Source organism: Serratia silvae (assembly GCF_023282985.1).
GTDB lineage: Bacteria > Pseudomonadota > Gammaproteobacteria > Enterobacterales > Enterobacteriaceae > Chania > Chania silvae.
In genome coordinates, this window is record NZ_JAGQDC010000001.1 from 444,341 (window position 1) to 469,332 (window position 24,992).

27 protein-coding genes, 1 tRNA gene and 1 other annotated feature are annotated in these 24,992 nt (G+C 52.7%); of the genes, 16 read left to right on the forward strand and 12 right to left on the reverse strand.

Annotated elements, in window-relative coordinates; translation table 11 throughout:
• The first annotated feature begins 257 nt into the window (after positions 1-257).
• From KAJ71_RS01915 to luxS, 5 genes are all read left to right on the forward strand, one after another.
• Positions 258-334 (forward strand) — tRNA-Arg (locus KAJ71_RS01915).
• 299 nt (positions 335-633) lie between these two features.
• Positions 634-1,200 carry a fructose-1-phosphate/6-phosphogluconate phosphatase gene (gene yqaB / locus KAJ71_RS01920; RefSeq protein WP_248944124.1) on the forward strand — a complete coding sequence of 189 codons (567 nt, stop codon included), beginning with the start codon at positions 634-636 and terminating at the stop codon, positions 1,198-1,200.
• Entirely contained in the window at positions 1,197-1,625 is a 429-nt protein-coding gene (locus tag KAJ71_RS01925) for a YqaA family protein (RefSeq protein WP_248944125.1), read from the forward strand. Before yqaB ends, KAJ71_RS01925 begins: the two co-directional genes overlap by 4 nt.
• A gap of 81 nt (positions 1,626-1,706) precedes the next feature.
• Positions 1,707-3,269 (forward strand): glutamate--cysteine ligase, encoded by a 1,563-nt coding sequence (gene gshA / locus KAJ71_RS01930; protein WP_248944126.1) that lies wholly within the window; start codon positions 1,707-1,709, stop codon positions 3,267-3,269.
• A gap of 164 nt (positions 3,270-3,433) precedes the next feature.
• Positions 3,434-3,949 carry an S-ribosylhomocysteine lyase gene (gene luxS, locus KAJ71_RS01935; RefSeq protein WP_248944127.1) on the forward strand — a complete coding sequence of 172 codons (516 nt, stop codon included), beginning with the start codon at positions 3,434-3,436 and terminating at the stop codon, positions 3,947-3,949.
• Between the two features lie 193 nt (positions 3,950-4,142).
• On the opposite strand, the gene KAJ71_RS01940 is transcribed toward luxS, so the two are convergent.
• Positions 4,143-5,432, reverse strand: coding sequence for an HlyC/CorC family transporter (locus KAJ71_RS01940; protein WP_248944128.1), 1,290 nt, complete (start codon positions 5,430-5,432; stop codon positions 4,143-4,145).
• A gap of 64 nt (positions 5,433-5,496) precedes the next feature.
• Complete coding sequence (locus KAJ71_RS01945; protein ID WP_248944161.1) at positions 5,497-6,291, reverse strand: cytochrome C assembly family protein; 795 nt, start codon at positions 6,289-6,291, stop codon at positions 5,497-5,499.
• A 166-nt stretch (positions 6,292-6,457) separates the two neighbouring features.
• Between KAJ71_RS01945 and ffh the strand changes: the two genes are divergently transcribed.
• The 6 genes from ffh to KAJ71_RS01975 all read left to right on the forward strand — a co-directional run bounded on the left by ffh (position 6,458) and on the right by KAJ71_RS01975 (position 10,743).
• Positions 6,458-7,819, forward strand: a complete 1,362-nt coding sequence (gene ffh, locus KAJ71_RS01950; RefSeq protein ID WP_248944129.1) for a signal recognition particle protein — start codon at positions 6,458-6,460, stop codon at positions 7,817-7,819.
• A gap of 214 nt (positions 7,820-8,033) precedes the next feature.
• Positions 8,034-8,282 (forward strand): 30S ribosomal protein S16, encoded by a 249-nt coding sequence (gene rpsP / locus KAJ71_RS01955; protein WP_248944130.1) that lies wholly within the window; start codon positions 8,034-8,036, stop codon positions 8,280-8,282.
• A gap of 18 nt (positions 8,283-8,300) precedes the next feature.
• Positions 8,301-8,849 carry a ribosome maturation factor RimM gene (gene rimM, locus KAJ71_RS01960; RefSeq protein WP_021182184.1) on the forward strand — a complete coding sequence of 183 codons (549 nt, stop codon included), beginning with the start codon at positions 8,301-8,303 and terminating at the stop codon, positions 8,847-8,849.
• 52 nt (positions 8,850-8,901) lie between these two features.
• On the forward strand, positions 8,902-9,645 hold the full coding sequence (gene trmD / locus KAJ71_RS01965) for a tRNA (guanosine(37)-N1)-methyltransferase TrmD (protein WP_021182185.1): 744 nt from the start codon (positions 8,902-8,904) through the stop codon (positions 9,643-9,645).
• A gap of 77 nt (positions 9,646-9,722) precedes the next feature.
• Positions 9,723-10,079 carry a 50S ribosomal protein L19 gene (gene rplS, locus KAJ71_RS01970; RefSeq protein WP_025120393.1) on the forward strand — a complete coding sequence of 119 codons (357 nt, stop codon included), beginning with the start codon at positions 9,723-9,725 and terminating at the stop codon, positions 10,077-10,079.
• Between the two features lie 265 nt (positions 10,080-10,344).
• Positions 10,345-10,743, forward strand: a complete 399-nt coding sequence (locus tag KAJ71_RS01975) for an ASCH domain-containing protein (RefSeq protein ID WP_248944162.1) — start codon at positions 10,345-10,347, stop codon at positions 10,741-10,743.
• 78 nt (positions 10,744-10,821) lie between these two features.
• Here KAJ71_RS01975 and KAJ71_RS01980 read toward each other — a convergent pair whose 3' ends face one another.
• The 5 genes from KAJ71_RS01980 to KAJ71_RS02000 all read right to left on the reverse strand — a co-directional run bounded on the left by KAJ71_RS01980 (position 10,822) and on the right by KAJ71_RS02000 (position 14,437).
• On the reverse strand, positions 10,822-11,040 hold the full coding sequence (locus KAJ71_RS01980) for an ogr/Delta-like zinc finger family protein (RefSeq protein ID WP_025120391.1): 219 nt from the start codon (positions 11,038-11,040) through the stop codon (positions 10,822-10,824).
• Positions 11,041-11,097: 57 nt separating this feature from the next.
• Complete coding sequence (locus tag KAJ71_RS01985; protein ID WP_248944131.1) at positions 11,098-11,652, reverse strand: lysozyme; 555 nt, start codon at positions 11,650-11,652, stop codon at positions 11,098-11,100.
• The gene (locus KAJ71_RS01990) at positions 11,636-11,854 is read right to left on the reverse strand and encodes an HP1 family phage holin (RefSeq protein ID WP_248944132.1); all 219 of its coding nucleotides are present in this window, start codon (positions 11,852-11,854) and stop codon (positions 11,636-11,638) included. Before KAJ71_RS01990 ends, KAJ71_RS01985 begins: the two co-directional genes overlap by 17 nt.
• A 279-nt stretch (positions 11,855-12,133) precedes the next feature.
• Entirely contained in the window at positions 12,134-12,898 is a 765-nt protein-coding gene (locus KAJ71_RS01995) for a DUF481 domain-containing protein (protein WP_248944133.1), read from the reverse strand.
• Positions 12,899-13,090: 192 nt separating this feature from the next.
• The gene (locus KAJ71_RS02000; RefSeq protein WP_248944134.1) at positions 13,091-14,437 is read right to left on the reverse strand and encodes an anaerobic C4-dicarboxylate transporter; all 1,347 of its coding nucleotides are present in this window, start codon (positions 14,435-14,437) and stop codon (positions 13,091-13,093) included.
• Between the two features lie 653 nt (positions 14,438-15,090).
• On the opposite strand from KAJ71_RS02000, the gene KAJ71_RS02005 reads away from it, so the two are divergent.
• Both KAJ71_RS02005 and tyrA read left to right on the forward strand, forming a co-directional pair.
• Positions 15,091-16,164 (forward strand): 3-deoxy-7-phosphoheptulonate synthase, encoded by a 1,074-nt coding sequence (locus KAJ71_RS02005; protein ID WP_248944135.1) that lies wholly within the window; start codon positions 15,091-15,093, stop codon positions 16,162-16,164.
• 6 nt (positions 16,165-16,170) lie between these two features.
• Entirely contained in the window at positions 16,171-17,292 is a 1,122-nt protein-coding gene (tyrA, locus tag KAJ71_RS02010; RefSeq protein ID WP_248944136.1) for a bifunctional chorismate mutase/prephenate dehydrogenase, read from the forward strand.
• 39 nt (positions 17,293-17,331) lie between these two features.
• On the opposite strand, the gene pheA is transcribed toward tyrA, so the two are convergent.
• From pheA to bamD, 4 genes are all read right to left on the reverse strand, one after another.
• A complete protein-coding gene (gene pheA, locus KAJ71_RS02015) occupies positions 17,332-18,489 on the reverse strand; it encodes a bifunctional chorismate mutase/prephenate dehydratase (RefSeq protein WP_248944137.1) in 1,158 nt (385 codons plus the stop codon).
• Positions 18,490-18,573: 84 nt separating this feature from the next.
• Positions 18,574-18,699, reverse strand: a sequence feature (Phe leader region).
• Positions 18,651-18,698, reverse strand: coding sequence for a pheA operon leader peptide PheL (pheL, locus tag KAJ71_RS02020; protein WP_192958309.1), 48 nt, complete (start codon positions 18,696-18,698; stop codon positions 18,651-18,653). (Overlaps the previous feature by 48 nt.)
• 124 nt (positions 18,700-18,823) lie before the next feature.
• Complete coding sequence (raiA, locus tag KAJ71_RS02025) at positions 18,824-19,168, reverse strand: ribosome-associated translation inhibitor RaiA (RefSeq protein ID WP_248944138.1); 345 nt, start codon at positions 19,166-19,168, stop codon at positions 18,824-18,826.
• A gap of 312 nt (positions 19,169-19,480) precedes the next feature.
• Positions 19,481-20,212, reverse strand: a complete 732-nt coding sequence (gene bamD / locus KAJ71_RS02030; protein ID WP_248944139.1) for an outer membrane protein assembly factor BamD — start codon at positions 20,210-20,212, stop codon at positions 19,481-19,483.
• A 132-nt stretch (positions 20,213-20,344) separates the two neighbouring features.
• Here bamD and rluD point away from each other — a divergent pair, with 132 nt between their 5' ends.
• From rluD to clpB, 3 genes are all read left to right on the forward strand, one after another.
• Positions 20,345-21,322: a 23S rRNA pseudouridine(1911/1915/1917) synthase RluD gene (gene rluD / locus KAJ71_RS02035; RefSeq protein ID WP_248944140.1), complete on the forward strand. Its 978-nt coding sequence runs from the start codon at positions 20,345-20,347 to the stop codon at positions 21,320-21,322.
• On the forward strand, positions 21,322-22,053 hold the full coding sequence (gene yfiH / locus KAJ71_RS02040) for a purine nucleoside phosphorylase YfiH (RefSeq protein ID WP_248944141.1): 732 nt from the start codon (positions 21,322-21,324) through the stop codon (positions 22,051-22,053). The genes rluD and yfiH overlap by 1 nt, the downstream gene beginning before the upstream one ends.
• Positions 22,054-22,183: 130 nt before the next feature.
• Positions 22,184-24,757, forward strand: a complete 2,574-nt coding sequence (clpB, locus tag KAJ71_RS02045; protein WP_248944142.1) for an ATP-dependent chaperone ClpB — start codon at positions 22,184-22,186, stop codon at positions 24,755-24,757.
• 37 nt (positions 24,758-24,794) lie between these two features.
• Here clpB and KAJ71_RS02050 read toward each other — a convergent pair.
• On the reverse strand, positions 24,795-24,992 hold a 198-nt coding region (locus tag KAJ71_RS02050; RefSeq protein ID WP_248944143.1), incomplete at its 5' end, for a hypothetical protein.

A 24,992-nucleotide genomic window follows, 5' to 3' on the forward strand; every position in this document is an offset into this window, starting at 1 on the left:
AGCTCAGCTGGATAGAGTACTCGGCTACGAACCGAGCGGTCGGAGGTTCGAATCCTCCTGGATGCACCATATTATAAAGTACCTATCGCGAAAACCAACTTGTAGATAGATACAATATGGAAGGTGGCACTAAGGAGAATAACGTTGCACTGCAACGGCCCAAGGGGTGAAGCGCTTGCGCTGAATAATCCTCCTGGATGCACCATTCTTCAGTGACGTTTCACGGAACGAAACAAATTCGCTACAAAAATTAGATTGCATCCATAGCTCAGCTGGATAGAGTACTCGGCTACGAACCGAGCGGTCGGAGGTTCGAATCCTCCTGGATGCACCATATTATAATGTACCTATCGCGAACGCTAACTTGTAGATAGATACAATATGGAAGGTAGCACTAGGGAGGATAACGTTGCACTGCAACGGCCCAACGGGTGAAGCGCTTGCGCTGAATAATCCTCCTGGATGCACCATCTATAGAAAAACCCGCTTCTGCGGGTTTTTCGCTTTCTGATATCCTGCTTCTGTCTTCTTAATCCTTCTATCGACACCGCATTTTCCGTCATGCTCTGGCAGCGACAACCTTTCGGCTTTACGCTAAAGTAGCTTTCTTTGCTCAATGGTCATGGAGTCACGATGTACGATCGCTATCAGGGTCTGATCTTCGACATGGACGGTACCATTCTGGACACCGAGCCAACGCACCTCAAGGCGTGGCACGAGGTGTTGGCACGTTACGGAATGAAGTTTGATGCGGCCGCCATGACAGGGCTGAACGGCTCACCTACCTGGCGTATTGCTCAGGCAGTGATTGCCGCACATCAGGCTGATCTCGATCCTCATCAGCTGGCCGCTGAGAAAACTTGCGCGGTAGAAAGCATGCTATTAGACACGGTGCGCCCATTACCGCTGATTGAGGTGGTGAAGTCTTATCATGGGCGTCGTCCCATGGCCGTGGGCACGGGCAGTGAGCACCGGATGGCGGAGATGTTGCTGCGTCATTTAGGGCTGTTCGACTGCTTTGATGCTATCGTCGGGGCTGATGATATTCAGCGCCACAAGCCGGAGCCAGATACCTTCCTGCGCTGTGCGGAGTTGATCGGCGTTCCTGCGGAGCACTGTGTGGTGTTTGAAGATGCCGATTTCGGTATTCAGGCTGCCAGAAGCGCCAATATGGCCGTGGTAGACGTTCGCACGTTGTGAGTAGTACGCTGGCGGTCATGTCGCTGTTTGGCAGCAGCTTCCTTAGTGCGACGCTGTTGCCTGGCAATTCAGAGATCGTGTTGGTTGCGTTGTTGACCAACAGCAGTGCTTCACCAGGCTTACTGGTGCTGGCTGCAACGTTGGGAAATACCCTTGGTGGGTTGACCAACGTCATTATCGGGCGCCTGTTACCGGCGTTGAAACCACAACGCGGGCTGGAAACGGCTCTTGGTTGGTTACAACGCTTTGGCCCGGCTGCGCTGTTGCTCAGTTGGGTGCCGGTTGTGGGCGATTTATTGTGCGTGTTGGCAGGCTGGCTACGTATGCCATGGGGCGCTGTTACGCTGTTTCTGTGTATCGGAAAAGCGTTGCGTTACATCATCTTGGCGATGATTACGCTGCAGGGTATCGCCTGGTGGCATTAACCAAGTGAATATAACTCAATATTCTCTAGGGAGCGGATTCAGTATGCTTACAGCTATCGTTATTAGAAGCGGGAGGTCAATTTGATCCCGGACGTATCACAGGCGCTTTCTTGGTTGGAAGCCCACCCTCATGCATTAAAAGGGATCCGGCGCGGTATTGAGCGTGAAACACTGCGGGTAACTGCGGATGGCACGCTTGCCAGCACGGGTCATCCAGAACAATTGGGGGCGGCATTAACGCACCATTGGATCACCACGGACTTTGCCGAGGCGCTGTTAGAATTTATTACACCGGTTGATGATGATCTCGATCACTTGCTGACGTTCCTGCGCGATATCCATCGTCACGTGGCGCGCAATCTGGGTGATGAGCGTATGTGGCCGTTGAGCATGCCGTGCTTTATCGGCGCCGAGCAGGATATCGAGCTGGCGCAGTTTGGCACCTCCAACATTGGCCGGATGAAAACGCTGTACCGCGAAGGGTTGAAGAACCGCTACGGTGCATTGATGCAAACCATTTCAGGTGTGCACTACAACTTCTCCTTGCCGCTGGAGTTTTGGCAGGCGTGGGCTGGCGTTGAGGATGAAGAGAGTGGAAAAGAGCAGATCTCTGCGGGATATTTCCGCCTGATCCGCAACTATTACCGCTTTGGTTGGGTGATCCCGTATCTGTTCGGGGCATCGCCAGCTATCTGTTCCTCGTTCCTCAAAGGCCGGGAAACCGATTTGCCGTTTGAGCGCAATGACCGGGGCATGTGCTACCTGCCTTATGCCACCTCGCTGCGCCTGAGCGATCTGGGCTATACCAATAAGTCGCAGAGCAATCTGGGCATTACCTTTAACGATCTACAAACCTATGTGCAAGGTCTGAAGCGCGCTATTGCGACACCTTCGGAAGACTATGCCAAGCTGGGGGTGAAAGAGGGCGATCGCTATCTGCAACTGAACAGCAACGTGTTACAGATCGAAAACGAACTCTATGCCCCGATCCGGCCAAAACGCGTCACCCACAGCGGTGAGACACCGTCAGATGCGCTGTTACGCGGTGGTATCGAATATATCGAGGTACGCTCGCTGGACATCAACCCATTCTCGCCAATCGGTGTGGATGCGGTGCAGGCGCGTTTCCTGGATCTGTTCCTGGTATGGTGTGTATTGGCGGATGCGCCAGAAATGAGCAGCGATGAGCTGCTATGCACCCGTAAAAACTGGAATCGAGTGATCCTGGAAGGGCGTAAGCCAGGCCAGACTATCGGTATCGGCTGTAACGATACCCGTAAACCGTTGGATAAGGTCGGCAAGGCGCTGTTTGACGATCTGAAACGTGTGGCCGAGGTGTTGGATAGCGAAGCGGGCGATCGGCAATATCAGCAGGTATGTGAACAACTGGTGGCGGCGTTTGACGATCCGGAACTGACGTTCTCGGCCCGTATCCTCAAGGAAATGAAAGCGCAAGGCACCGGTAACGTTGGCCTGGAACTGGCGGAAAAGTATCGCAAAATGCTGATAGAGGAGCCGTTGGAACTGCTGACCGAAGAGCAACTCGCTCAGGAACAGCAAGCCTCGTGGCAGCGCCAGCGCGATATAGAAGCCAGTGATACGCTAAGCTTTGATCAGTTCCTGAAGGAAAACGGCGGGGGCTGAAAAAGAAAAAGGCCACATCACTGTGGCCAAATACACATCTCTGAAAACAGTGATGATGATAACAAATGCGCGTCTTTCATAGATTAAGACTCGCAGGGTTGGAAAAGGTTTCATCGGAACGAAAAAAGTTTCGAAATAAATTCATTTTACCAAGAGGTGATGACATGCCACTGCTGGATAGCTTTACCGTAGATCATACTCGCATGGCGGCTCCGGCTGTCCGTGTTGCTAAAACCATGCAAACCCCCCATGGGGATACCATCACCGTATTCGATCTGCGTTTCTGTCGCCCGAATCTGGAAGTGATGCCAGAGCGTGGGATCCATACCTTGGAACATCTGTTCGCCGGCTTTATGCGCGATCATCTGAACGGTAACGGCGTGGAGATCATCGATATCTCGCCAATGGGCTGCCGTACCGGCTTCTATATGAGCCTGATTGGCGTACCGGAAGAGCAGCGCGTAGCCGATGCCTGGCAAGCGGCGATGGCCGACGTGCTGAAGGTGACTGACCAGCGTAAGATCCCTGAACTCAATGAGTTCCAGTGCGGTACCTACCATATGCACTCGTTGGAAGAGGCGCAGGAAATCGCCAAGCATATTCTTAATCACGGCGTGGTAGTGAACCATAACGAAGAGCTGGCACTGCCGAAAGATAAGCTGCAAGAGCTGCACATTTAGTCCCCCACCAACCCTCTCCCACAGGGAGAGGGAGCTGATAGCCCCTGCTCTTATGGAAGTAAAGAGGTGATCTAAGCAAACTCGTTCGCCCCTTTAACCAAGGTGAGTCAACCGTGCTCATGGGGAATCACTACACTTTCAGCCTGACTCGATCGGTCCCCTCACCTTGTGGGAAAGGGTTAGGGTGAGGGGCCTAGTGGTTTTGCACGCTGGACTGTAAGGATTTAATCGGTGTGACTCGCACCTGTTTGATCATATTATCCTGCACGTCGAGGATATCAATATCGTAGTGGCTGATGCGCACCCTGGTTCCGATGCTGGGGATCTCTTCCAGCTCTTCGAGCAGCATGCCGTTGATGGTTCTGGCCTCAATTGCTGGCAGCGTCCAGTTGAAAGCCTTGTTCAGCTCACGCACATTGGCACTGCCGTCGATCAATACCGAACCATCGCTCTGTGGATTGACTTCCTCAGCCAGCGTAGGCGACATCGAGGTAGTGAAGTCGCCGACGATCTCCTCAAGAATATCCTCAACCGTCACCAGCCCCTGGATATCACCATACTCATCGACCACGATGCCGACCTTCTCTTTGTTGCGCTGGAATTTCACCAACTGCACGTTGAGTGGAGTCCCCTCTGGCACGTAGTAGATCTCATCGGCCGCACGCAGCAGGTTCTCTTTGTTGAACTCTTTTTTCTCGGTCATCAGCCGGTAGGCTTCGCGTACGCGCAACATGCTGATGGAGTCGTCCAGCGAATCGCGATACAGCACGATGCGGCCATGTGGGGAGTGTGTCAGTTGGCGCATGATCGACTTCCAGTCGTCGTTGATATCAATCCCGACGATCTCATTGCGTGGCACCATGATGTCATTCACCGTCACCTTCTCCAGATCCAGTACTGAAATCAGCATGTCCTGATTGCGGCGCGAAATCTTCGACTGGGACTCGTTCACAATGGTGCGCAGTTCCTCCTTACTCAACGCACCGCTGATGCGCACGTTGGTGCGGATGCCGAAAATCCGTAGCAGCAGGGTGGTAATACCATTGAGCAGCCACACCAGTGGAAACATGATTTTTTGCAGCGGGGCCAGCAGGAAGCTGCTAGGGAAGGCGATACGTTCAGGATAGAGGGCGGCAAAAGTCTTGGGTAACACTTCGGCGAACAGCAGCACGACAAAGGTCAGCACCCCGGTGGCGATTGCCACGCCAATATCGCCATAAAGGCGCATCCCGACGATGGTTCCCAGTGCAGAGGCCAGGATATTGACCAGGTTGTTGCCAATCAGCACCAGACCAATCAGGCGGTCGGGCTTTTGCAGCAGCTTCTCTACCCGGCGTGCGGCACGGTTGCCCTGCTTGGACAGGTGCCGCAGACGATAGCGGTTGAGCGTCATCATGCCGGTTTCGGATGCTGAAAAATAAGCGGAGACCGCGACCATAATCACCAGAATGAAAATGAGGGTCTCTGTCGAAACGTGCTCCAACGCGGTATTCCTTATGTTGGGGGAGAAGAGTGTCTCGGCTAGGCGACGGTGCGCCAGGCCAGACTCAGCGCACCATCATCAGTTCCTGGAGCAGACGGCTCCCAAAGTAGGCCATGGTAAGCAGAAAAGAGCCGGCAAAGCTGAACCAGACCACGCGGCGGCCACGCCAGCCTTCGTGATAATGGCCCCACAGCAGCACGATATAGACAAACCACGCCATGATCGACAGCACGGCCTTATGCACGTTCTCCTTGCTAAACAGATTGTCCATATACAGCAGGCCGGTACACAGCGTCAGCGTCAGCAGCACCACGCCGATCTGGGTGATATGAAACATCTTACGCTCAATACTCATCAGTGGTGGCATATCGGCACTGAAACTGAGTTTTTTATGTTTCAACAGGTAGTCAAGCCAGGCGAGTTGCAGGGCGTACAGTGTGGCGATAATCAGGGTGGAGTAAGAGAACAGCGCCAGGCCGATATGCACCATCAGCTCCGGGCTGGCTTCCAGATGGGTGATAAACTCCCCAGGCAGGAAGCTGGCAAACGCCAGGTTGATCATCGCAAAGCTGTAGACGATCGGCAGCAGGAACCAGCCGCGATCGCGGGAGGCGACGTAGGTCATCACCGAACAGATAATCAGGCCAACGATGGAGCCAATGTTCAGCAGGCTGAGATTTTGCCCGGCGCTGACGTCAAAAATGCGCTGCTGGAGGGCGATGGCATGGCAGACCAGAGCCACCACGGCCGAGACCAGTGCCAGCCGACGGTATGCGCTATTCTTCCGCAACAAACTGGGAATGATCAGTCCAAGGCTGAGCAGGTAGGCCATCAAAGCCACAAAAGAGAATACTGGCATAGCGTTATTTAGCATCGGCATGGTTAATTGGAATGCCAGTATAGCGTTGAGCGGCCCCTACTCCAACCAATCTCCAACGCTAAGGCAGAGATCGTAATTGCAACGTGTTATAATCGCCGCAATTGTGTCGCCACTGCGGCCTGACTCTTACGTTGAGCATGAGACGATGTTTGAAAATTTAACCGATCGATTGTCGCGCACCCTGCGCAATATCAGTGGCCGCGGGCGGCTGACCGAAGAGAACATTAAAGAAACCCTGCGTGAAGTGCGTATGGCATTACTGGAAGCGGACGTTGCGCTGCCGGTAGTGCGTGACTTCATCAACCGCGTGAAAGAGAGCGCGGTTGGGCATGAAGTTAACAAAAGCCTGACGCCGGGCCAGGAATTCGTCAAAATCGTCAAGAGCGAGCTGATTGCCGCGATGGGCGAGGTGAACACCGAGCTGAACCTGGCTGCCCAGCCACCGGCGGTGGTGCTGATGGCAGGCCTGCAAGGTGCGGGTAAAACCACCAGCGTGGCCAAGCTCGGTAAATTTCTGAAAGAAAAGCAGAAGAAAAAAGTATTGGTGGTTTCTGCCGACGTGTATCGCCCTGCGGCGATCCGGCAGTTGGAAACCCTGGCGGAAGGCGTCGGTATCGACTTCTTCCCGTCAGACGTTAAAGAAAAACCTATCGACATCGTTAACCGTGCGCTGCAACAGGCCAAGCTGAAGTTCTACGATGTGCTGATCGTCGATACCGCGGGCCGCTTGCACGTAGATGAAGCGATGATGGACGAAATCAAACAGGTGCATGCGGCGATCAAGCCGGTGGAAACCCTGTTTGTGGTCGACGCCATGACCGGCCAGGATGCGGCCAACACCGCCAAAGCCTTTAACGAAGCGCTGCCGTTGACCGGCGTAGTGCTGACCAAGGTTGATGGTGATGCACGCGGCGGTGCGGCGTTGTCTATTCGCCACATTACCGGTAAGCCGATCAAATTCCTCGGCGTGGGCGAGAAAACCGACGCGTTGGAGCCATTCCATCCGGATCGCGTTGCCTCGCGCATTCTTGGTATGGGCGACGTGCTGTCGCTGATCGAAGATATTGAAAGCAAGGTTGACCGCGCACAGGCGGAAAAACTGGCTAACAAGCTGAAGAAGGGCGACGGTTTCGATCTGACCGACTTCCTCGACCAGCTTAAGCAGATGCGTAATATGGGCGGTATGGCCAGCATGTTGAGCAAACTGCCGGGTGCCGGCCAACTGCCAGACAACGTCAAATCGCAGATGGATGACAAAGTGCTGGTACGCATGGAGGCGATCATTAACTCAATGACGTTGAAAGAGCGTGCCAAGCCGGAAATTATCAAGGGTTCACGCAAACGTCGTATTGCGATGGGCTCAGGCATGCAGGTGCAGGATGTTAATCGTTTGTTAAAACAATTCGACGATATGCAGCGCATGATGAAAAAGATGAAAAAAGGCGGAATGGCGAAGATGATGCGTGGCATGAAAGGTATGATGCCACCGGGCTTCCCAGGCCGTTAAAACCTTGCCGCAGCCTTGCTGTGGCGGGTTTGCCGATTTACCGATCACGGTAAAACCTGTCCGAGAGCGTGATGGTGCAAAAACGAATTACTGGCAATCTACGCTTTAGATTGCTTTTTGCGCCAAAATGAGTAAAATTTTCGGGCTTTTTATATTGCAACCGGGCCCCGTCCCTCAATGGGGCCCGGCTGTTTTATTAACTAAAGAGGATGTTATGGTAACAATTCGTTTGGCACGTGGCGGCGCTAAAAAGCGTCCGTTCTATCAAGTAGTAGTGACCGACAGCCGCAATGCTCGTGATGGTCGTTTCATCGAGCGTGTAGGTTTCTTCAACCCAATCGCATCTGGTCAGGCTGAAGCACTGCGTCTGGACCTGGATCGCATTGAGCACTGGGTTGGTCAGGGTGCTACCGTTTCTGATCGCGTTCACGCGCTGATCAAAGACGCTAAGAAAGCAGCTTAATCTGTCGCGGTGGTGGCAATGAGCAAGCAACTCAAACCGGTAGCACCTAAGCAGCCGATTGTACTCGGTAAGATGGGGTCTACTTACGGCATCCGTGGTTGGCTCAGAGTGTTTTCATCCACCGAGAACGCCGAAAGCATATTTGACTATCAGCCCTGGTTAATCCAGCGCTCTGGTCAGTGGCAGTTTGTCGAGTTGGAAGACTGGAAACGCCACAGTCAGGATCTGATCATCAAAGTCAAAGGCATTGACGATCGGGATGCAGCGAATTTACTGACCAATTGCGAAATTGTCGTAGATTCTGAGCAGTTGCCTCCGCTGGAAGGCGATGATTACTACTGGAAAGACCTTATGGGTTGCCAGGTAGTCACCACTTCCGGATACGAACTGGGTAAAGTCATTGATATGATGGAAACCGGTTCTAACGACGTAATGGTCGTGCGGGCAAACCTGAAAGATGCATTCGGTATGAAGGAGCGGTTGGTCCCGTTTCTTCATGGGCAGGTTATCAAGAAAGTCGATCTCGCCGCCAAGATTATCGAGGCTGAGTGGGATCCTGGTTTTTGACCTCCGGATTTAATGGTCGAAGCAAGTGGAATAACAATATGGGGATTGGCTGGTGTTCATTGGTATCGTAAGCCTGTTTCCTGAGATGTTTCGCGCAATCACCGATTACGGGGTAACTAGCCGGGCAGTAAAAAATGGCCTGCTGAGCGTGCAGTGTTGGAGTCCGCGTGACTTCACCTACGACCGGCATCGTACCGTGGATGATCGCCCTTATGGCGGTGGCCCGGGAATGTTGATGATGGTGCAACCCTTGCGGGAAGCTATTCATGCAGCAAAAGCAGCGGCAGGCGAGGGAGCAAAGGTGATTTATCTGTCACCTCAGGGGCGCAAACTGGATCAAACCGGTGTGCGTGAACTGGCGGCTAACCAGAAGATGATTCTGGTATGTGGTCGCTATGAAGGGATAGACGAGCGCGTGATCCAAACCGAAATTGACGAAGAATGGTCAATCGGCGATTACGTTCTCAGCGGCGGTGAACTACCGGCAATGACTCTGATCGATTCGGTCGCCCGCTTTATACCGGGTGTTCTGGGCCATCAGGCTTCGGCAGAAGAAGATTCTTTCGCTGAGGGATTGCTGGACTGCCCGCACTATACCCGCCCAGAGGTGTTAGAAGGGATGGAGGTTCCGCCAGTTCTGCTGTCGGGCAACCATGCCGAGATACGTCGCTGGCGCTTAAAGCAGTCGCTGGGCCGTACCTGGCTTAGAAGACCTGAACTTCTAGAAAGCCTAGCTCTGACTGACGAGCAAGAGGTGTTGCTAGCCGAGTTCCAACGGGAGCATCGAGCTAAGTAACAGGACTATGAAGGGAACGTCTGAGCGTTGTCTCGACGAGACCGATATATCAGTTTACCTAGGGTAAGAGACATATTATGAGCAACATTATTAAGCAAATTGAACAAGAGCAGATGAAGCAAGACGTACCTGCATTCCGTCCAGGTGATTCCCTGGAAGTGAAGGTATGGGTCGTTGAAGGTTCCAAAAAACGTCTGCAGGCATTCGAGGGCGTGGTTATCGCTATTCGTAACCGCGGTCTGCACTCTGCATTCACTGTTCGTAAGATTTCCAACGGCGAAGGTGTTGAGCGTGTATTCCAGACTCACTCCCCAGTAATCGACAGCATTACTGTTAAACGTCGTGGTGCCGTTCGTAAAGCCAAACTGTACTACCTGCGTGAGCGTACCGGTAAGTCTGCTCGTATCAAAGAGCGTCTGAACCGCGTTAACTAACGCTGCATCCAAAAGTTAATAGTGATAAGGGGATTACCGTCATGGTAATCCCCTTTTTTATGTTGTGACTACAACTTGATTAAGTGGCATGGGTTTTGTGACCCCCAATATCTGAAATCCCCAAGGCAGCGATTAAGCTGTTTTCTAATTAAATCCCTCAGCCATTCATAGAAGAACCTCGCTTTTTTTCACAGACGCTTTCGTGCTATACCTTGGTTAAAATAGCACCTTGTTAAAAAAGGATTTCCAAGTGTCTCCACAGGTTATGATTGATCGTTTAACGAAAAAATACCCAGGAGCTGTGTCCTGGGCATTCGGTGATTCGCCGCAGCTCGCTGATGAACTTGCTGCATTGGTCGTGCAAGGTACAAAAACTGCAACCTGTGGTTCTTTCAGCTCCTTTGAACAAGAAGATGAATCCCCCTCAATCGGTGGCTACAGCATCATTCTGAGTGGAGAGGGCCAGCCGGTTTGCGTGATAAGAACCCTTGCCTTACGCCTTGCCCGATTCTCAGAGGTCACCAAAGAGCACGCCAAGAAGGAAGGTGATTTAAGTATGGATTACTGGAGAACAGGGCATCAGGACTTTTTCGAACGTGAAGGTAGCTACGCTGAAAATATGGAACTCGTCTTAGAAGAGTTTCAGCTTGTCGAGGTCTTGTGATCTTTGCTATTTACCGAATGAACACCTGAAAAGTTAATTTTTATCAGGGGATTACCAGATGGTAATCCCCTTTTTTCATTACATCGCGGCGGCGCGCTGTTTGCCTTCTTGCGGGTGAGGCTGCGCCGGAATGATGTCGCCGGGTGAAACGATGACTCGGGCCACGGATTCATGGGTGGCAAAGGTACAACTGCAGTTAATGTTACGGCATTGGTGATAGCGTTCTTTGGTCGATTCACTCAGATAACGGCTGGAGCGAGTGTGTGCCACGCTACCGCACAGTGGACAATGCATCATAGAGACCCCCTCTTGATAATACGGTGAAAAACTATTCGTCAGCAATGCTCGAAAAAGTCATTGAGCGAGCTGTTCTTTCCCTGGGAAACTGGTGGTGTTCGGCGTGCTGAGACCTTTTAGGCACAGCTCACGTTCGGCGGCCCGGCGGCGTTCCAGCCCACGGTTTTTGACGCCATTGACATAAATCCAGCGTGGTAACTGATCGCAAGCCTGTTGCCATTGCCCATGGTTAAGGAAATAAGCCAGGGTAGAGCGGCAGGCGGCGCCCGTACCGACGTTAAAGGCAAACGCCATGACGGCATCATAAGTTGCCTGGGGCATCTGCTGTGGCAGACAGGCCGCCATGTGGCTCTCCACTCGGCGGATATCTTCCAGCAGGTTTTCCGCCGCTTGCACTGGCGTGATGGATTTACCTGGAATAACACCGGCCGTATGGCCGACACCTTGCGTCCAAACCCCTGCTGCGCATTGATACGGGGTTAACTGGCACCCCTCAAAATCGGCAATCAGATACAGCCCTTGTTCGGAAGTTTTAATTTGATTGGCTTCCGGCAGCAGCATGGCGATCGCCAGAATGGCCAGGGCGCTGCAACGCTTAACGATTGAGTTCATCAAAAAGTCTCCGTGCTGCTGCATCGCGTTCGATGCTTTTGAGGATCTCCAGACTTTTGCGTCTGTAGTACCAATTAACCAGGAAGGTGCCGATCCCTACGGCCGCGCCGATCAGAAAGGCCACATCCTGCGGCGAGAGCTTGCCAAGCCAGGCGAGAAACAGCGCTGCGGAGTAGGTAATGAATGAGGTTAATTTCTCCATCCCATTAACCCCACATCTGCTGTCGCAGCGGGTTGTTTTGTAGGATAACGCGACTGTCGGCCACGATAAGCGGGTCGATACTGGCCTCATTTGCCGGGTTTATCATGGTTTTTACCTTAGTAATATTTACTGTATATGTATACAGTATTAATCAAAATGCTAAAGTCGTCAAGCCAGGATAGGACTATTTTTAGCAAAATGGGAAGTACGGGGATGGGCATAAAAAAAGCCCATTAATTATGAGCTTAGAGAAGGACTGCGCGGAGCTGTAAGACGAGATTACAAACCGTACACCAGCGTTACTGAAGTCGTAGTATCGGTATTTTTCGGTGCTGAGGCCGGTGGTTTGGTGTTGTAGACCACCGTGTAGGCCAGCCGTAGGGCGAAGTCGTTATTGATGGCGACGTTTAACGCGGTTTCGGAGTTAACGGTGGTTTCGTCGTTTGCCAAAGCGGATAGGCCTTCGGATAGACGGGCTGTGTCTGTCAGCCTGTAGGAATAGTTGGCGGCACCATAGGCCAGGGCGCGAGTGGTGCGGCCACCGCCGTGGTATTCGTCATGGCGTACGCCAGGGCCGAATTCGACACGCAGATCCTGGCGTGGTGCGCTAAAGATCTGACGCCCATAGCCCCCAGTGAGCGTAGAGCGTGAATCGTAACCGTTGTAGCGATCGTTCAGCCATCCAGCCTGACCGAACATATAATTACGAGCTGTCAGATTATAACGGGTACGGCCACTGGCCTGGTATTTCTCTGAGGAGCGTACGTTGGAGGAGGTGGTGTTGTTCGCCGAGCCCCACAGGCTGTAAGCCGTATCGCTGTTAAACCAGGTCATGGTGGTGTTGGCCAACAGGGTAGAGTTCTGTGTGTTACCTGACTGGGCGTTGTAGCCAGCCTGAACATTACCATCAAACGGCTTCTTGGCGGTGGCCGGATCGTCCATCGCGGTGAAGAGGGTATTGTCGGCGAACACGGAAACACTGGTGAAGGCAGTCAAGCAGCTAAAATACAGCGGAATGGCGCGACGAGCGCGTAAAGAGAGCATTTTGGATCCAGTAGTTAAGTGTGATTATAAGTGATGACAGTCACATTATATCGGTTCACTGAGGGGACAAAAATAGGCTTGGTTAGCTTATGTTTTTAGCTAAAAGAGGAGACTTATGCACTTTTCGTCTAGTGATATTATTGGCTTTTTACTGCGGCAACGGGGGGTTGCCCGTTGCCGTCAGAAACCCGATTAAAGGAAGGTCATCACCAGCAGATAACCGGTGATGCAGGAGCACAGTACACCGATCAGACCAGGGATGATGAAGCTATGGTTGATGATAAATTTGCCGATACGTGTGGTGCCAGAGCGGTCAAAACCGATGCAGGCCAGATCGCTAGGGTAGGTTGGCAGCACGAAGTAACCATAGGCCGCCGGGAAGAAGGCCAGCAACATTTTAGGCTCGACACCTAACTGCAAGGCCATTGGCGCAACGGCGGTCAGTGCTGCGGCCTGGCTGTTAACCAGTTTGGAAACCAGGAACAAGACGATGGCGTAAGTCCAGGGCTGGCTTTTCACCACGTCTTCCAGCACCACCTTTAACTCCCCCATATGTGCCTGGAAGAAGGTATCACTCATCCATGCCACACCGAATACCGAGAAGATGGCGACCATTCCCGCTTTGAATACGGCACCGTTGGCGATATCGCCAGGTTTGACTTTGCAGCCCATTAGGATCACGGCACCGGCGATCAGCATCATCATCTGGATCACCAGATTCATCGACAGCGGTTTCAGCACGCCCTTGGCATCGGCAAAGGAAGGGCGCAGCTCGGCAAAGGCACCAAGCATAACCACGATAGCGATAGCGCCGAAGAAGATCAGTGTCGACCAGTAAGCCTGCTTAGAGAATTTTTGATTGAGCAGGGTTTCGGTGCCGCCATAGATATAGGCGCGCTGCTCCGGATCTTGGATCCTGGCCTGGAAATCCGCATCCTTATCCAGATCTTTACCGCGGCGCAGACTCCACAATGCCGCCATCAATACGCCGACCAACGAAGCCGGGATCGAAACGGCGAGGATCTCCAGCAGCGAGTAAGCTTTGCCGATCCCATGACCGGCCGCAATGATTGAAACCAGTGATACCACGGCCACGGAAACCGGGGATGCAGTGATGGCCATCTGTGAGGCGACAGAGGCGACGGCCATAGGGCGTTCTGGACGGATCCCTTTTTTGATGGCGATATCAGAAATGATCGGAAACATGGTGTAGACCACGTGGCCGGTACCGCATAGGAAGGTCAGCGTCCAGGTGGTGAAAGGGGCAAGTAAGGTAATGTGCTGCGGGTGGCGGCGCAGTAGTCGCTCGGCGTATTGCATCATGACATTCAGGCCGCCAGCGGTTTGTAACACCGAGGCACAGCCGATCACCGCTAAAATGGTGAGCATGACATCTACTGGAGGTTTGCCAGGTTCTAAGCCGAAGATAAAGCACAGCAAAAATAAACCAATACCACTTATTAAGCCCAGCCCCATGCCGCCAAATCGGGTACCGACTAATAAGCAGATAATAATAATTGCGAATTGCAATGTGATCATAATAGTCCCTTGTCAGAAAGAAAAACTGCCAACGCCCATTGCTCCTCAATGCAGGCAGTACGGGCTTTGTCTGCGCAGATTAACCCTAAAGAGGTGTGGACGATTTACGCCATAGTTATTTATTTAGCGGGGGATAACTGTGAGATCCCGCAATATTTATTCAATAGGGTTACTATTATTTCTGGTATGGATTCAAATGAATAATGAATGAAAATTAATTGCCAGTTAAATGTGTGGCAATTGTTTTATAGTTGTTTAATTTGGCGATGGATTGGGGGGCTTAGGAAATTGTTGGCAGCAATATGTAGCGCTCACCCTCTGACTGGTGGTTGTTTTTTGAGCCCATCAGTGCGAATGAGTAACTGATCAGCGTGTTCAATTATGTTTACAGCTGCTGGTTTTTATGGAAGTTGTTACTGATGGTTATTCTTTGTGTGTTAATGGGCGTTAACCTTATTTTAGTAATATAAAACAATTAATTAATATGGATTTTTGTTTTCTTTAACTGGCGTATGTCTTCTGTGTTTTATGCGGTAATTTTTTATTTACATCAAATGGATTGAAAACTTTACAAGGAGTGGTTAAGGTAGCACCTGTAACGCTCAATGTTTTAATTACGCACACGCATAACGGCAAACGACAGGAATAGCATCATGCAAAAAGACGCGCTCAACAACGTACATATCAGTGCAGAACAGGTTCTGATCACCCCGGAAGAACTGAAGAACCAGTTCCCGCTCAGTGCCAACGATGAAACGGAAATCGCTACGGCCCGCCAAACCATTGCCAATATTCTTAAAGGACAAGATCACCGTCTGCTAGTGGTCTGCGGGCCATGTTCGATCCACGATCCTGATTCCGCGCTGGATTACGCGCGCCGTTTGAAAACCCTGTCGGCTGAATTGAGCGATCAGCTGTATATCGTTATGCGCGTCTATTTTGAAAAACCAAGAACCACCGTCGGTTGGAAAGGCCTGATCAACGATCCGTATATGGATGGATCCTTTGATGTAGAAGCAGGTTTGCACATTGCGCGTCGCCTGCTGCTGGATCTGGTCGGTATGGGCTTGCCGTTGGCGACCGAAGCGTTGGATCCGAACAGCCCGCAATACCTGGGCGATCTGTTCAGCTGGTCGGCGATCGGTGCGCGTACTACAGAATCTCAGACGCACCGTGAAATGGCTTCCGGCCTTTCAATGCCGGTGGGCTTCAAAAACGGTACGGACGGTAGCCTGGGCACGGCCATCAACGCGATGCGCGCTGCCTCTATGGCGCACCGTTTTGTCGGTATCAATCAGGCTGGCCAGGTTTGCCTGCTGCAAACCCAGGGTAACCCAGACGGCCATGTGATCCTGCGCGGTGGTAAAACGCCTAACTACAGCGCTGAGCACGTTGTCGCCTGCGAAAAACAGATGCAGGACGCGGGACTCCATCCGTCCTTGATGATAGATTGCAGCCATGGCAATTCAAATAAAGATTATCGCCGTCAGCCAGCGGTTGCCGAATCTGTAGTTGAGCAGATCAGAGCGGGTAACCGTTCGATCACCGGCATCATGCTGGAAAGTAATCTGCATGAGGGCAGCCAATCTTCTGAACAGCCGCGTGCGGATATGCGCTACGGCGTTTCGGTGACTGATGCCTGTATCAACTGGGAAAGCACGGAGACGCTGCTGCGCCACATGCATCAGGAACTCGGCGCTGCGCTGATGGCACGCACTGGAGAGTAGTGAGTTATGGTGGCTGAACTGACCGCATTACGCGATCAAATTGATGAAGTGGATAAAGCGCTGCTGGCTCTGTTGGCGAAACGCCTGGAGCTGGTGGCGGAAGTAGGGGAAGTCAAAAGCCACTACGGTTTACCGGTTTACGTACCTGAGCGAGAGGCGGCAATGCTGGCCTCTCGCCGCCAGGAAGCGGAAAGCCTCGGCGTTCCGCCCGATTTGATCGAAGACGTGCTGCGCCGCGTGATGCGCGAATCCTACACCAGTGAGAATGACAAAGGCTTCAAAACGCTGTGCCCTCAGCTGCGTCCTATCGTCATCATTGGCGGTAATGGCCAAATGGGCCGCCTGTTTAACCGGTTGCTGACGCTGTCGGGTTATCAGGTCAAAGTGTTGGATCAAGAGGATTGGCCACAGGCGGTTACCCTGCTGGCGGATGCCGGCATGGTGATTGTCAGCGTGCCAATCCATATCACCGAGCAGGTGATCGCCCAACTGCCGCCGCTGCCGCAGGACTGTATTCTGGTCGATCTGGCTTCGGTGAAGAACCGGCCGTTACAGGCGATGCTAGCCGTACATAGCGGCCCGGTGTTGGGTTTACACCCAATGTTTGGCCCGGATGTTGGCAGCGTAGCCAAGCAGGTGGTGGTGTACTGCGATGGTCGCCAGCCGGAGGCCTACCAGTGGCTGCTGGAGCAGTTGCAGGTCTGGGGCGCGCGTTTGCATCGTATCAGCGCCGTCGAACACGATCAGAACATGGCCTTTATCCAGGCGCTACGCCACTTTGCTACTTTTGCTTACGGTCTGCATTTGGCCGAAGAGAACGTGCAGTTGGAGCAGTTGCTAGCGCTCTCTTCGCCGATCTATCGGCTGGAGCTGGCGATGGTGGGGCGGCTATTTGCACAGGATCCGCAGCTTTACGCCGATATCATCATGTCTTCGGAAGACAACATTAAGCTGATCAAACGCTACTATCAGCGCTTTGGTGAGGCGATCAAGCTGCTGGAGCAGGGTGACAAGCAGGCCTTTATTCAAAGCTTCCAGAAGGTGGAGCACTGGTTTGGTGATTATGCCCAGCGCTTCCTGGTTGAGAGCCGTTCTTTGCTGCGCCAGGCGAACGATAGCCGCCAATAGATGAAAAAGGGTTCGGCATAGCCGAGCCCTTTTTGCTACTTAAGACGGATTGACTGGCACCACGTTTTCGCTTGGGTAACAGCCCAGCACTTTCAGCGAACGGGTAATCGGTGTCAGACCTTTCAATGCTTTTTCCATCGCGACAGAACGCAGGTTAGCCTGCACATCAATGTAAAACATCTCTTCCCACGGGTTACCGTTGATCGGGCGTGATTCTAGCTTGGTCATGATGATGCCATTGTCACGTAGCACCAACAGAGCCTCCACCAGAGCACCGGATTGTTGACCGGTGGCCATGATCAGCGTGGTTTTGGCCGGAACCTGCTCGGAAACCTCAATCGCCTTACGTGCCAGGATAATGAAGCGAGTGATGTTCTGCTGCTGATTAGCCAGGTTATGTTCCAGCACTTGCAGGTTATACAACGCCCCACCGGCTTCACTGCCCAACGCCGCAGCTTTAGGTGAGTTCAGTTTGGCAACCTTCTCCATCGCGGCGGCGGTGCTTTCGCAATACTCAATCTTCCAGTGCGGATAGCGGTTTAAATACTGGCTGCACTGCTGGAAAGGCTGTGGGTGGCTATAAACGGTTTCGATCTGCGCCAAATCGGTGTCGCTGGCTACCAGCACGCAGTGATCGATCGGCAGGGTTAGCTCACCCACGATCGACAGGCTGGTATGTTGCAGCAGGTCGTACACATCGTTGATAGAGCCGGAACTGGTGTTCTCGATCGGCAAAATGGCGTAATCCGCCTGGCCGGTTTCCACCTGGGTAAAGATATCCTGGAACTTTTGACAGCCGCATTCGATGAGCTGATCGAAATGGCGGGCGGCATACTGACGTGCGGCCAGATGTGAATAAGAGCCTTTTGGCCCCAGGAAGGCAATGCGCGCGGAATGTTGGCTAGTCTGGTTAAGCTGGTGCTGCAACAGGGCCTGCTGGGTCAGTACGGAGTCTTCGATAATCAGCTGGAACAGGCGGGTGACGTAAAAACCATCGAGGTCATAAGGTTTGGCGGCGCTGATCAAGGCGTCTAACAGATCGCGTTCACGCTCTTTATCGCGGATCGGACGGTGCGAATGCAGCTTGGTTTTGCCCACTTCCACTGCCAATTCACGGCGCTCTGCCAGCAGGGCCAGCAATTTCATATCCAGTGCGCTGATGCGTTCGCGCAGCACGAGTAATGGGTTATCAGTCATAATCAGCTTTGCCTTGTATTCTTCTATTCCCGTCGTCTTGCAGGCCGCAGCTTGAAGTCCAACGGGGCGGGTTATCAAATAGCCATAAAAAAAGCCCCCTGCTTGAGGAGGCTTGGTTGTTCGTCTTCGCATTCTTTCTCACACGACGAAACGCCTCCCAGTCAAGGGAAGGTAAAAAAGAATGCGAAGAAAAACGGTTTACGGCTCATAGCGTTCCAAAATGTGTGTAAATCAGGGTTTAAAGTAACCGCTGGCTTTTCACTGTGTCAATAGAAACCGGCAGACAAAAAACGCGCCCTCGGGCGCGTTTGATGTGAAACAATCACTTGCAGAGTTATTCCTCTTCTTCCTGCGTGATGACCGGGGCCAGGTCTTTCACGCTGGCATAAGCGCGGCGGGCCTCGCTCTTGTGTTGTACTTTGTTCAACTGGCGCTCAAGTTTGGCAATCAGTTCATTAACGGCGGTATACATGTCTTCATGTTTGGCGCTGGCAACCAGCGGGCCGTTAGGGGTGGTAATGGTAGCGTCGACGGCAAACCCTTTAGGTTCTTTAGATAAGACAATGTGTGGGTTGATCAGCTGTGCCTGCCACTTTTCCAGTTTACTGAGACGGTCTTCGACATGATTACGGATTGCGGGGGTGATATCCATTTGTTTGCTGGTAATGTTGACTGTCATATAACTTACCTCTCTGTCTTTCCGTCTTGGATAGATTCAGCATACCGCTCTTTTTGCCGAAATGCGTGATGGAAAACACAAATTTTTGTCACTTTTTGCAAAGTTAGTTCAATCTGTGATTTAGCCTTTGAAACGTTCATCTAACGCTTGAGTCTTGGCGGGAGAACGCGCATTATCGATAGGTTAACCGGTGGCGCAGCCTTGCTAACACCGTGTTTTTTCTTGTGTATTTAGCCAATAAGTGGCTGAATTTGCAGCAAATGAAAACGGCAGCCGAAGCTGCCGTTTTGTTTTTGTGCCAATCTCAAATACTTAAGACGCGTTGGCGGCGATGATTTTCGCTACCTTGTCGGCCTGAGCATTCAATTGCAACTGGCGATAGGCGTTTTCCATCAGCGGCAGCGCATCGCGGGTCGCTTTGGTATCCGGGAATTCACGCATCATCTGCTCAACGCGATTAACTACCGCGACGTAAGCGCCACGTTTAGTGTAGTATTCCGCCACTGATAGCTCGTACTTGGACAGACGGTCCTTCAGGAATACCAGACGCTTGTAGGCATCGGTCGCGTATTGGCTGTTCGGATACTGCTGGAGCAGCTGGCTGAAGTCGCGGAATGCGGCGCGGGCATGCTGTGGATCGCGGTCAGAACGGTCAACCCCAAAGAAGCCTTGCAACGCACTGTCATCCAACGCCATATCTGTCAGACCGCGCATATACATCACGTAGTCGATGTTCGGATGGGTTGGGTTCAGACGCATAAAGCGATCGATAGAAGCCTGTGCCAGCGGTAAATCGGCAGATTTATAGTAGGCATAGATCAGATCCAACTGGACCTGCTGAGAGTACGGTCCGAATGGATAGCGGTTATCTAACGCTTCGAGTTGCGTAATCGCGCCCTTAAAGTTACCGTCCTGCAGTTTTTGCTGGGCAGTAGCATAGATTTCCGAAGGCGGGCTGTCGGGAACCGTATCCTTGGATGTGGAGCAACCTGCCAGCGCCAGGCTCAACGTGGCTGCCGCCACCAGATATTTCATACGCGTCATGACGTTTAGATTATCCTCAGGGTGTTATTTTGGGAGACTGTCCGTTAAGCTCCCGACAAAAGACCAGTTACAATAGCACATTATATTAAACGGCATCGCCGTGAAAACCCAACGTTAACGAAGAAGCTGCATATGGCACAACAAGTACAACTCACCGCAACGGTGGCCGAAACTCAACTCGGACAACGTTTAGATCAAGCTTTGGCCGAATTGTTCCCTGATTATTCAAGATCTCGCATAAAAGAATGGATCCTGGAAGACAGGGTACAGGTCAATGGCAAAACAATAAACAAGCCGAAAGAGAAGGTACTGGGGGGAGAAACGGTCGCCATTGATGCACAGATTGAAGAAGAGGCCCGTTGGGAACCGCAAGACATCCCGCTGGATATCGTCTATGAAGACGCCGATATTCTGGTGATCAACAAGCCTCGCGGCCTGGTGGTGCACCCAGGTGCGGGTAATCCGGATGGGACGGTGCTTAATGCATTGTTACATTATTTCCCGGAGATTGCCGACGTACCGCGTGCCGGTATCGTTCACCGTTTGGACAAAGATACCACCGGCCTGATGGTGGTTGCCAAAACCGTTCCGGCGCAAACCCGCCTGGTTGAGGCATTGCAGGAGCGTGAGATCACCCGCGAGTACGAAGCGGTAGCGATCGGCACCATGACTGCGGGTGGCACGGTGGAGCAACCTATTGCTCGCCACTCCACCAAACGTACTCACATGGCCGTGCACCCAATGGGCAAACCTGCGGTGACTCATTACCGCATTATGGAACATTTCCGCGCCCATACCCGTTTGCGCTTGCGCCTAGAAACCGGCCGTACGCACCAGATCCGTGTGCATATGGCGTATATCGACCATCCGCTGGTGGGCGATCAACTCTACGGTGGCCGTCCGCGTCCGCCAAAAGGGGCGTCAGAGGCCTTCATCAATACGCTGCGTGGCTTTGATCGTCAGGCACTGCACGCTACCATGCTGCGCCTGTATCATCCGATCAGCGGTATCCAGATGGAGTGGCATGCGCCAATCCCACAGGATATGGTCGATCTGATCGATGCGCTGAAGCTCGATACCGAAGAATTCAAAGATCAGATGGATTGGTAATGAGTTCGCTGATTGTGCCCGATTGGTCATTGCCTGCAGGGGTAAAAGCCTGCAGCTCCACTCGTCATGGCGGTGTCAGCCTTCCCCCTTATGACTCACTGAATCTGGGTGATCATGTCGGGGATGATGCGCAGGCCGTGGCGCGTAACCGCCAATGCCTGGTAACGGCGGCTGGCTTGCCGCAGATGCCACTGTGGCTGGAGCAGGTACATGGCACTCGTGTGCTGACGCTGGATGGCCAAACGCCTGAAGATTTGCGCGCCGATGCGGTTTACAGCAATGTGGCCGGGTTGGTCTGCGCTGTGATGACGGCGGATTGCCTGCCGGTGCTGTTTGCTTCACAAGCGGGTGATGAAGTTGCCGCCGCGCATGCCGGTTGGCGTGGCTTATGTCATGGCGTGCTGGAAAATACCGTGGCGCGCTTTGCTGCGGCACCAGAAAATATCACTGCCTGGCTAGGCCCGGCGATTGGCCCAACCCGGTTCGAAGTTGGGGCCGAAGTGCGTGCGGCATTTATGGATATTGATAGCGCCGCCGCTGCTGCTTTTACTCCTCACGGTGAAAAATTCCTCGCCGACCTCTATCTTTTGGCTCGCCAGCGCCTGCAACGTGCTGGTATTTTCGCCATTTATGGCGGTAATCGTTGCACAATGAACGAAATGAGTCATTTTTTCTCCTATCGGCGCGACAGAGCAACCGGACGTATGGCAAGTTTGATCTGGGTGATATAACCTACTGCCCTAGGACGATCCACTGATGCATGACGTTGTACTCATAATATAGTGTCGAGATAACCTTGAAAATTTGAGGGATGACCTCATTTAATCTCCAGTAGCAATTTTGACCTACATTGGAGGTGTTATGCGTCTGGATCGTCTTACTAATAAATTCCAGCTTGCCCTCGCCGATGCCCAATCTTTAGCCCTTGGGCGCGACAATCAATTTATTGAACCGTTACATCTGATGAGCGCCCTGCTTAATCAGGATGGGGGCACGGTTCGTCCATTACTGACTTCTGCCGGGATTGATGCTGCGCGAGTGCGTACCGACATCGATCAGGCATTGTCTCGTCTGCCGCAGGTTGAAGGTACCGGTGGGGATGTTCAACCCTCACACGAATTGGTGCGCGTCCTCAACCTGTGCGACAAGCTGGCGCAAAAGCGGGCAGACAAGTTTATTTCTTCCGAGCTGTTTGTGCTGGCCGTGCTTGAAGATCGCGGTAACTTGACCGATCTACTGAAAGCGGCTGGTGCTACGGCGGACAAAATAGCCAAAGCCATTGAGCAAATGCGAGGAGGAGACAGCGTGGATGACCAAGGTGCTGAAGATCAGCGTCAGGCATTGAAAAAATACACTATCGATCTCACTGAACGTGCGGAACAGGGCAAGCTTGACCCGGTGATTGGCCGTGATGAAGAGATCCGCCGCACCATTCAGGTGCTGCAACGCCGTACCAAAAACAACCCGGTACTGATTGGTGAGCCTGGTGTCGGTAAAACCGCCATCGTTGAAGGCTTGGCACAGCGCATTATCAACGGCGAAGTTCCCGAAGGGCTGAAGCATAAACGCGTACTTTCCCTGGATATGGGCGCGTTGATTGCCGGTGCGAAATACCGGGGCGAATTTGAAGAACGCCTGAAGGCGGTGCTGAGCGACCTCTCCAAACAGGAAGGTAGCGTCATCCTGTTCATCGATGAGCTGCATACCATGGTGGGTGCCGGTAAAGCCGATGGCGCGATGGATGCTGGCAACATGCTCAAACCCGCGCTTGCCCGTGGGGAACTGCACTGCGTAGGGGCGACCACGCTAAACGAGTATCGCCAATATATAGAGAAGGATGCTGCGCTGGAGCGCCGCTTCCAGAAAGTCTATGTCGCGGAACCGAGCGTAGAAGACACCATCGCCATCTTGCGTGGCCTGAAAGAACGCTATGAGCTGCATCACCATGTGCAGATCACTGACCCGGCGATCGTAGCCGCGGCGACATTGTCTCACCGCTATGTCTCCGACCGTCAGTTGCCGGATAAGGCCATCGACCTGATCGATGAGGCAGCCTCCAGCATTCGTATGCAGATGGACTCTAAACCGGAATCGCTCGATCGCCTGGAGCGCCGCATCATCCAGTTAAAACTGGAAGAGCAGGCGCTGAACAAGGAATCGGATGACGCCAGCAAGAAACGCCTGGAAATGCTGAGTGCCGAGCTGGAGCAGAAAGAGCGCGAATACTCAGAACTGGAAGAAGAGTGGAAAGCGGAAAAGGCTTCCCTGTCTGGTACCCAGAATATCAAGGCGGAACTGGAGCAGGCCAAGATCACGCTGGAGCAGGCGCGCCGCGTAGGTGACCTTGGGCGCATGTCTGAACTGCAGTATGGCAAAATCCCTGAGCTGGAAAAACAGCTTGAGGCGGCCACACAGGCAGAAGGCAAGACCATGAAGCTGCTGCGTAACCGCGTAACCGATGCCGAAATCGCTGAAGTCTTGGCGAAAGCGACCGGTATCCCGGTGGCCAGAATGCTGGAAGGTGAGCGTGACAAACTGCTGCGTCTTGAGCAGGAACTGCACTCACGGGTGATTGGCCAGGATGAAGCGGTGAACGCGGTGTCCAATGCCATTCGCCGTAGCCGTGCCGGTCTTTCCGATCCTAACCGGCCGATCGGTTCATTCCTGTTCCTTGGTCCTACCGGGGTGGGTAAAACCGAACTGTGTAAGGCGCTGGCTGGATTCCTGTTCGACAGTGATGACGCGATGGTGCGTATCGACATGTCCGAGTTTATGGAGAAACACTCCGTATCACGGCTGGTGGGTGCGCCTCCGGGTTATGTCGGTTATGAAGAGGGCGGTTATCTGACAGAAGCGGTGCGCCGTCGTCCGTATTCCGTGATCTTGCTGGATGAAGTGGAAAAAGCGCATCCAGACGTGTTTAACATCCTGTTGCAGGTGTTGGATGACGGACGTCTGACAGATGGACAAGGTCGTACCGTTGATTTCCGTAATACCGTGGTGATCATGACCTCTAACCTGGGTTCCGATCTGATCCAGGAGCATTTCGGTCAGATGAGCTATCCACAGATGAAGGAATCGGTCATGGAGATGGTGAGCCAACATTTCCGTCCGGAATTCATCAACCGTATCGACGAAGTGGTGGTGTTCCATCCGCTCGGCCAGAAACATATCGCGCAGATTGCCAAGATCCAGTTGGCGCGTCTGTACCAGCGTCTGGAAGAGCGTGGCTACGAAGTCAGTATTACGGAGCCAGCCTTGGAGCTGTTGGGCAAAACGGGTTACGACCCAGTGTATGGTGCGCGGCCGTTGAAACGCGCTATCCAGCAGGAAATCGAAAACCCGCTGGCACAGCAAATCTTGTCTGGCAAGTTGATCCCAGGCAAACCGGTGACGCTGGACGTGGAAAACGACCATATCGTTGCCAAGCAATAAAAGTAGTTATTGGTAGCTATATAGAAGGGGGCGGTTTTTACCGCCCCCTTTTCTTTGGGTTTAGCCTGGTTGACGGGTTTTCTTCGAGCAAAACGCTTAAAACCCTCCTTTTTTGCTCAACAAACACCCATAAATGACGTTTTGGCTGGTTTTTTGAACGCTTGAAAAGTTTTTTGAATTTAGGGGTTGCGCCCTTCTGAGAACTCCCTATAATGCGCCTCCACTGACCGGGAAC

Excerpts from the sequence above, each read along its gene's own strand:
- yqaB (WP_248944124.1), top strand. The coding sequence starts at position 634 with ATGTACGATCGCTATCAGGGTCTGATCTTCGACATGGACGGTACCATT.
- luxS (WP_248944127.1), top strand. The coding sequence starts at position 3,434 with ATGCCACTGCTGGATAGCTTTACCGTAGATCATACTCGCATGGCGGCT.
- KAJ71_RS01945 (WP_248944161.1), bottom strand. The coding sequence starts at position 6,291 with ATGCCAGTATTCTCTTTTGTGGCTTTGATGGCCTACCTGCTCAGCCTT.
- ffh (WP_248944129.1), top strand. The coding sequence starts at position 6,458 with ATGTTTGAAAATTTAACCGATCGATTGTCGCGCACCCTGCGCAATATC.
- rpsP (WP_248944130.1), top strand. The coding sequence starts at position 8,034 with ATGGTAACAATTCGTTTGGCACGTGGCGGCGCTAAAAAGCGTCCGTTC.
- rimM (WP_021182184.1), top strand. The coding sequence starts at position 8,301 with ATGAGCAAGCAACTCAAACCGGTAGCACCTAAGCAGCCGATTGTACTC.
- rplS (WP_025120393.1), top strand. The coding sequence starts at position 9,723 with ATGAGCAACATTATTAAGCAAATTGAACAAGAGCAGATGAAGCAAGAC.
- KAJ71_RS01975 (WP_248944162.1), top strand. The coding sequence starts at position 10,345 with ATGATTGATCGTTTAACGAAAAAATACCCAGGAGCTGTGTCCTGGGCA.
- KAJ71_RS01980 (WP_025120391.1), bottom strand. The coding sequence starts at position 11,040 with ATGATGCATTGTCCACTGTGCGGTAGCGTGGCACACACTCGCTCCAGC.
- KAJ71_RS01985 (WP_248944131.1), bottom strand. The coding sequence starts at position 11,652 with ATGAACTCAATCGTTAAGCGTTGCAGCGCCCTGGCCATTCTGGCGATC.
- KAJ71_RS01990 (WP_248944132.1), bottom strand. The coding sequence starts at position 11,854 with ATGGAGAAATTAACCTCATTCATTACCTACTCCGCAGCGCTGTTTCTC.
- KAJ71_RS01995 (WP_248944133.1), bottom strand. The coding sequence starts at position 12,898 with ATGCTCTCTTTACGCGCTCGTCGCGCCATTCCGCTGTATTTTAGCTGC.
- KAJ71_RS02000 (WP_248944134.1), bottom strand. The coding sequence starts at position 14,437 with ATGATCACATTGCAATTCGCAATTATTATTATCTGCTTATTAGTCGGT.
- KAJ71_RS02005 (WP_248944135.1), top strand. The coding sequence starts at position 15,091 with ATGCAAAAAGACGCGCTCAACAACGTACATATCAGTGCAGAACAGGTT.
- tyrA (WP_248944136.1), top strand. The coding sequence starts at position 16,171 with ATGGTGGCTGAACTGACCGCATTACGCGATCAAATTGATGAAGTGGAT.
- pheA (WP_248944137.1), bottom strand. The coding sequence starts at position 18,489 with ATGACTGATAACCCATTACTCGTGCTGCGCGAACGCATCAGCGCACTG.
- raiA (WP_248944138.1), bottom strand. The coding sequence starts at position 19,168 with ATGACAGTCAACATTACCAGCAAACAAATGGATATCACCCCCGCAATC.
- bamD (WP_248944139.1), bottom strand. The coding sequence starts at position 20,212 with ATGACGCGTATGAAATATCTGGTGGCGGCAGCCACGTTGAGCCTGGCG.
- rluD (WP_248944140.1), top strand. The coding sequence starts at position 20,345 with ATGGCACAACAAGTACAACTCACCGCAACGGTGGCCGAAACTCAACTC.
- yfiH (WP_248944141.1), top strand. The coding sequence starts at position 21,322 with ATGAGTTCGCTGATTGTGCCCGATTGGTCATTGCCTGCAGGGGTAAAA.
- clpB (WP_248944142.1), top strand. The coding sequence starts at position 22,184 with ATGCGTCTGGATCGTCTTACTAATAAATTCCAGCTTGCCCTCGCCGAT.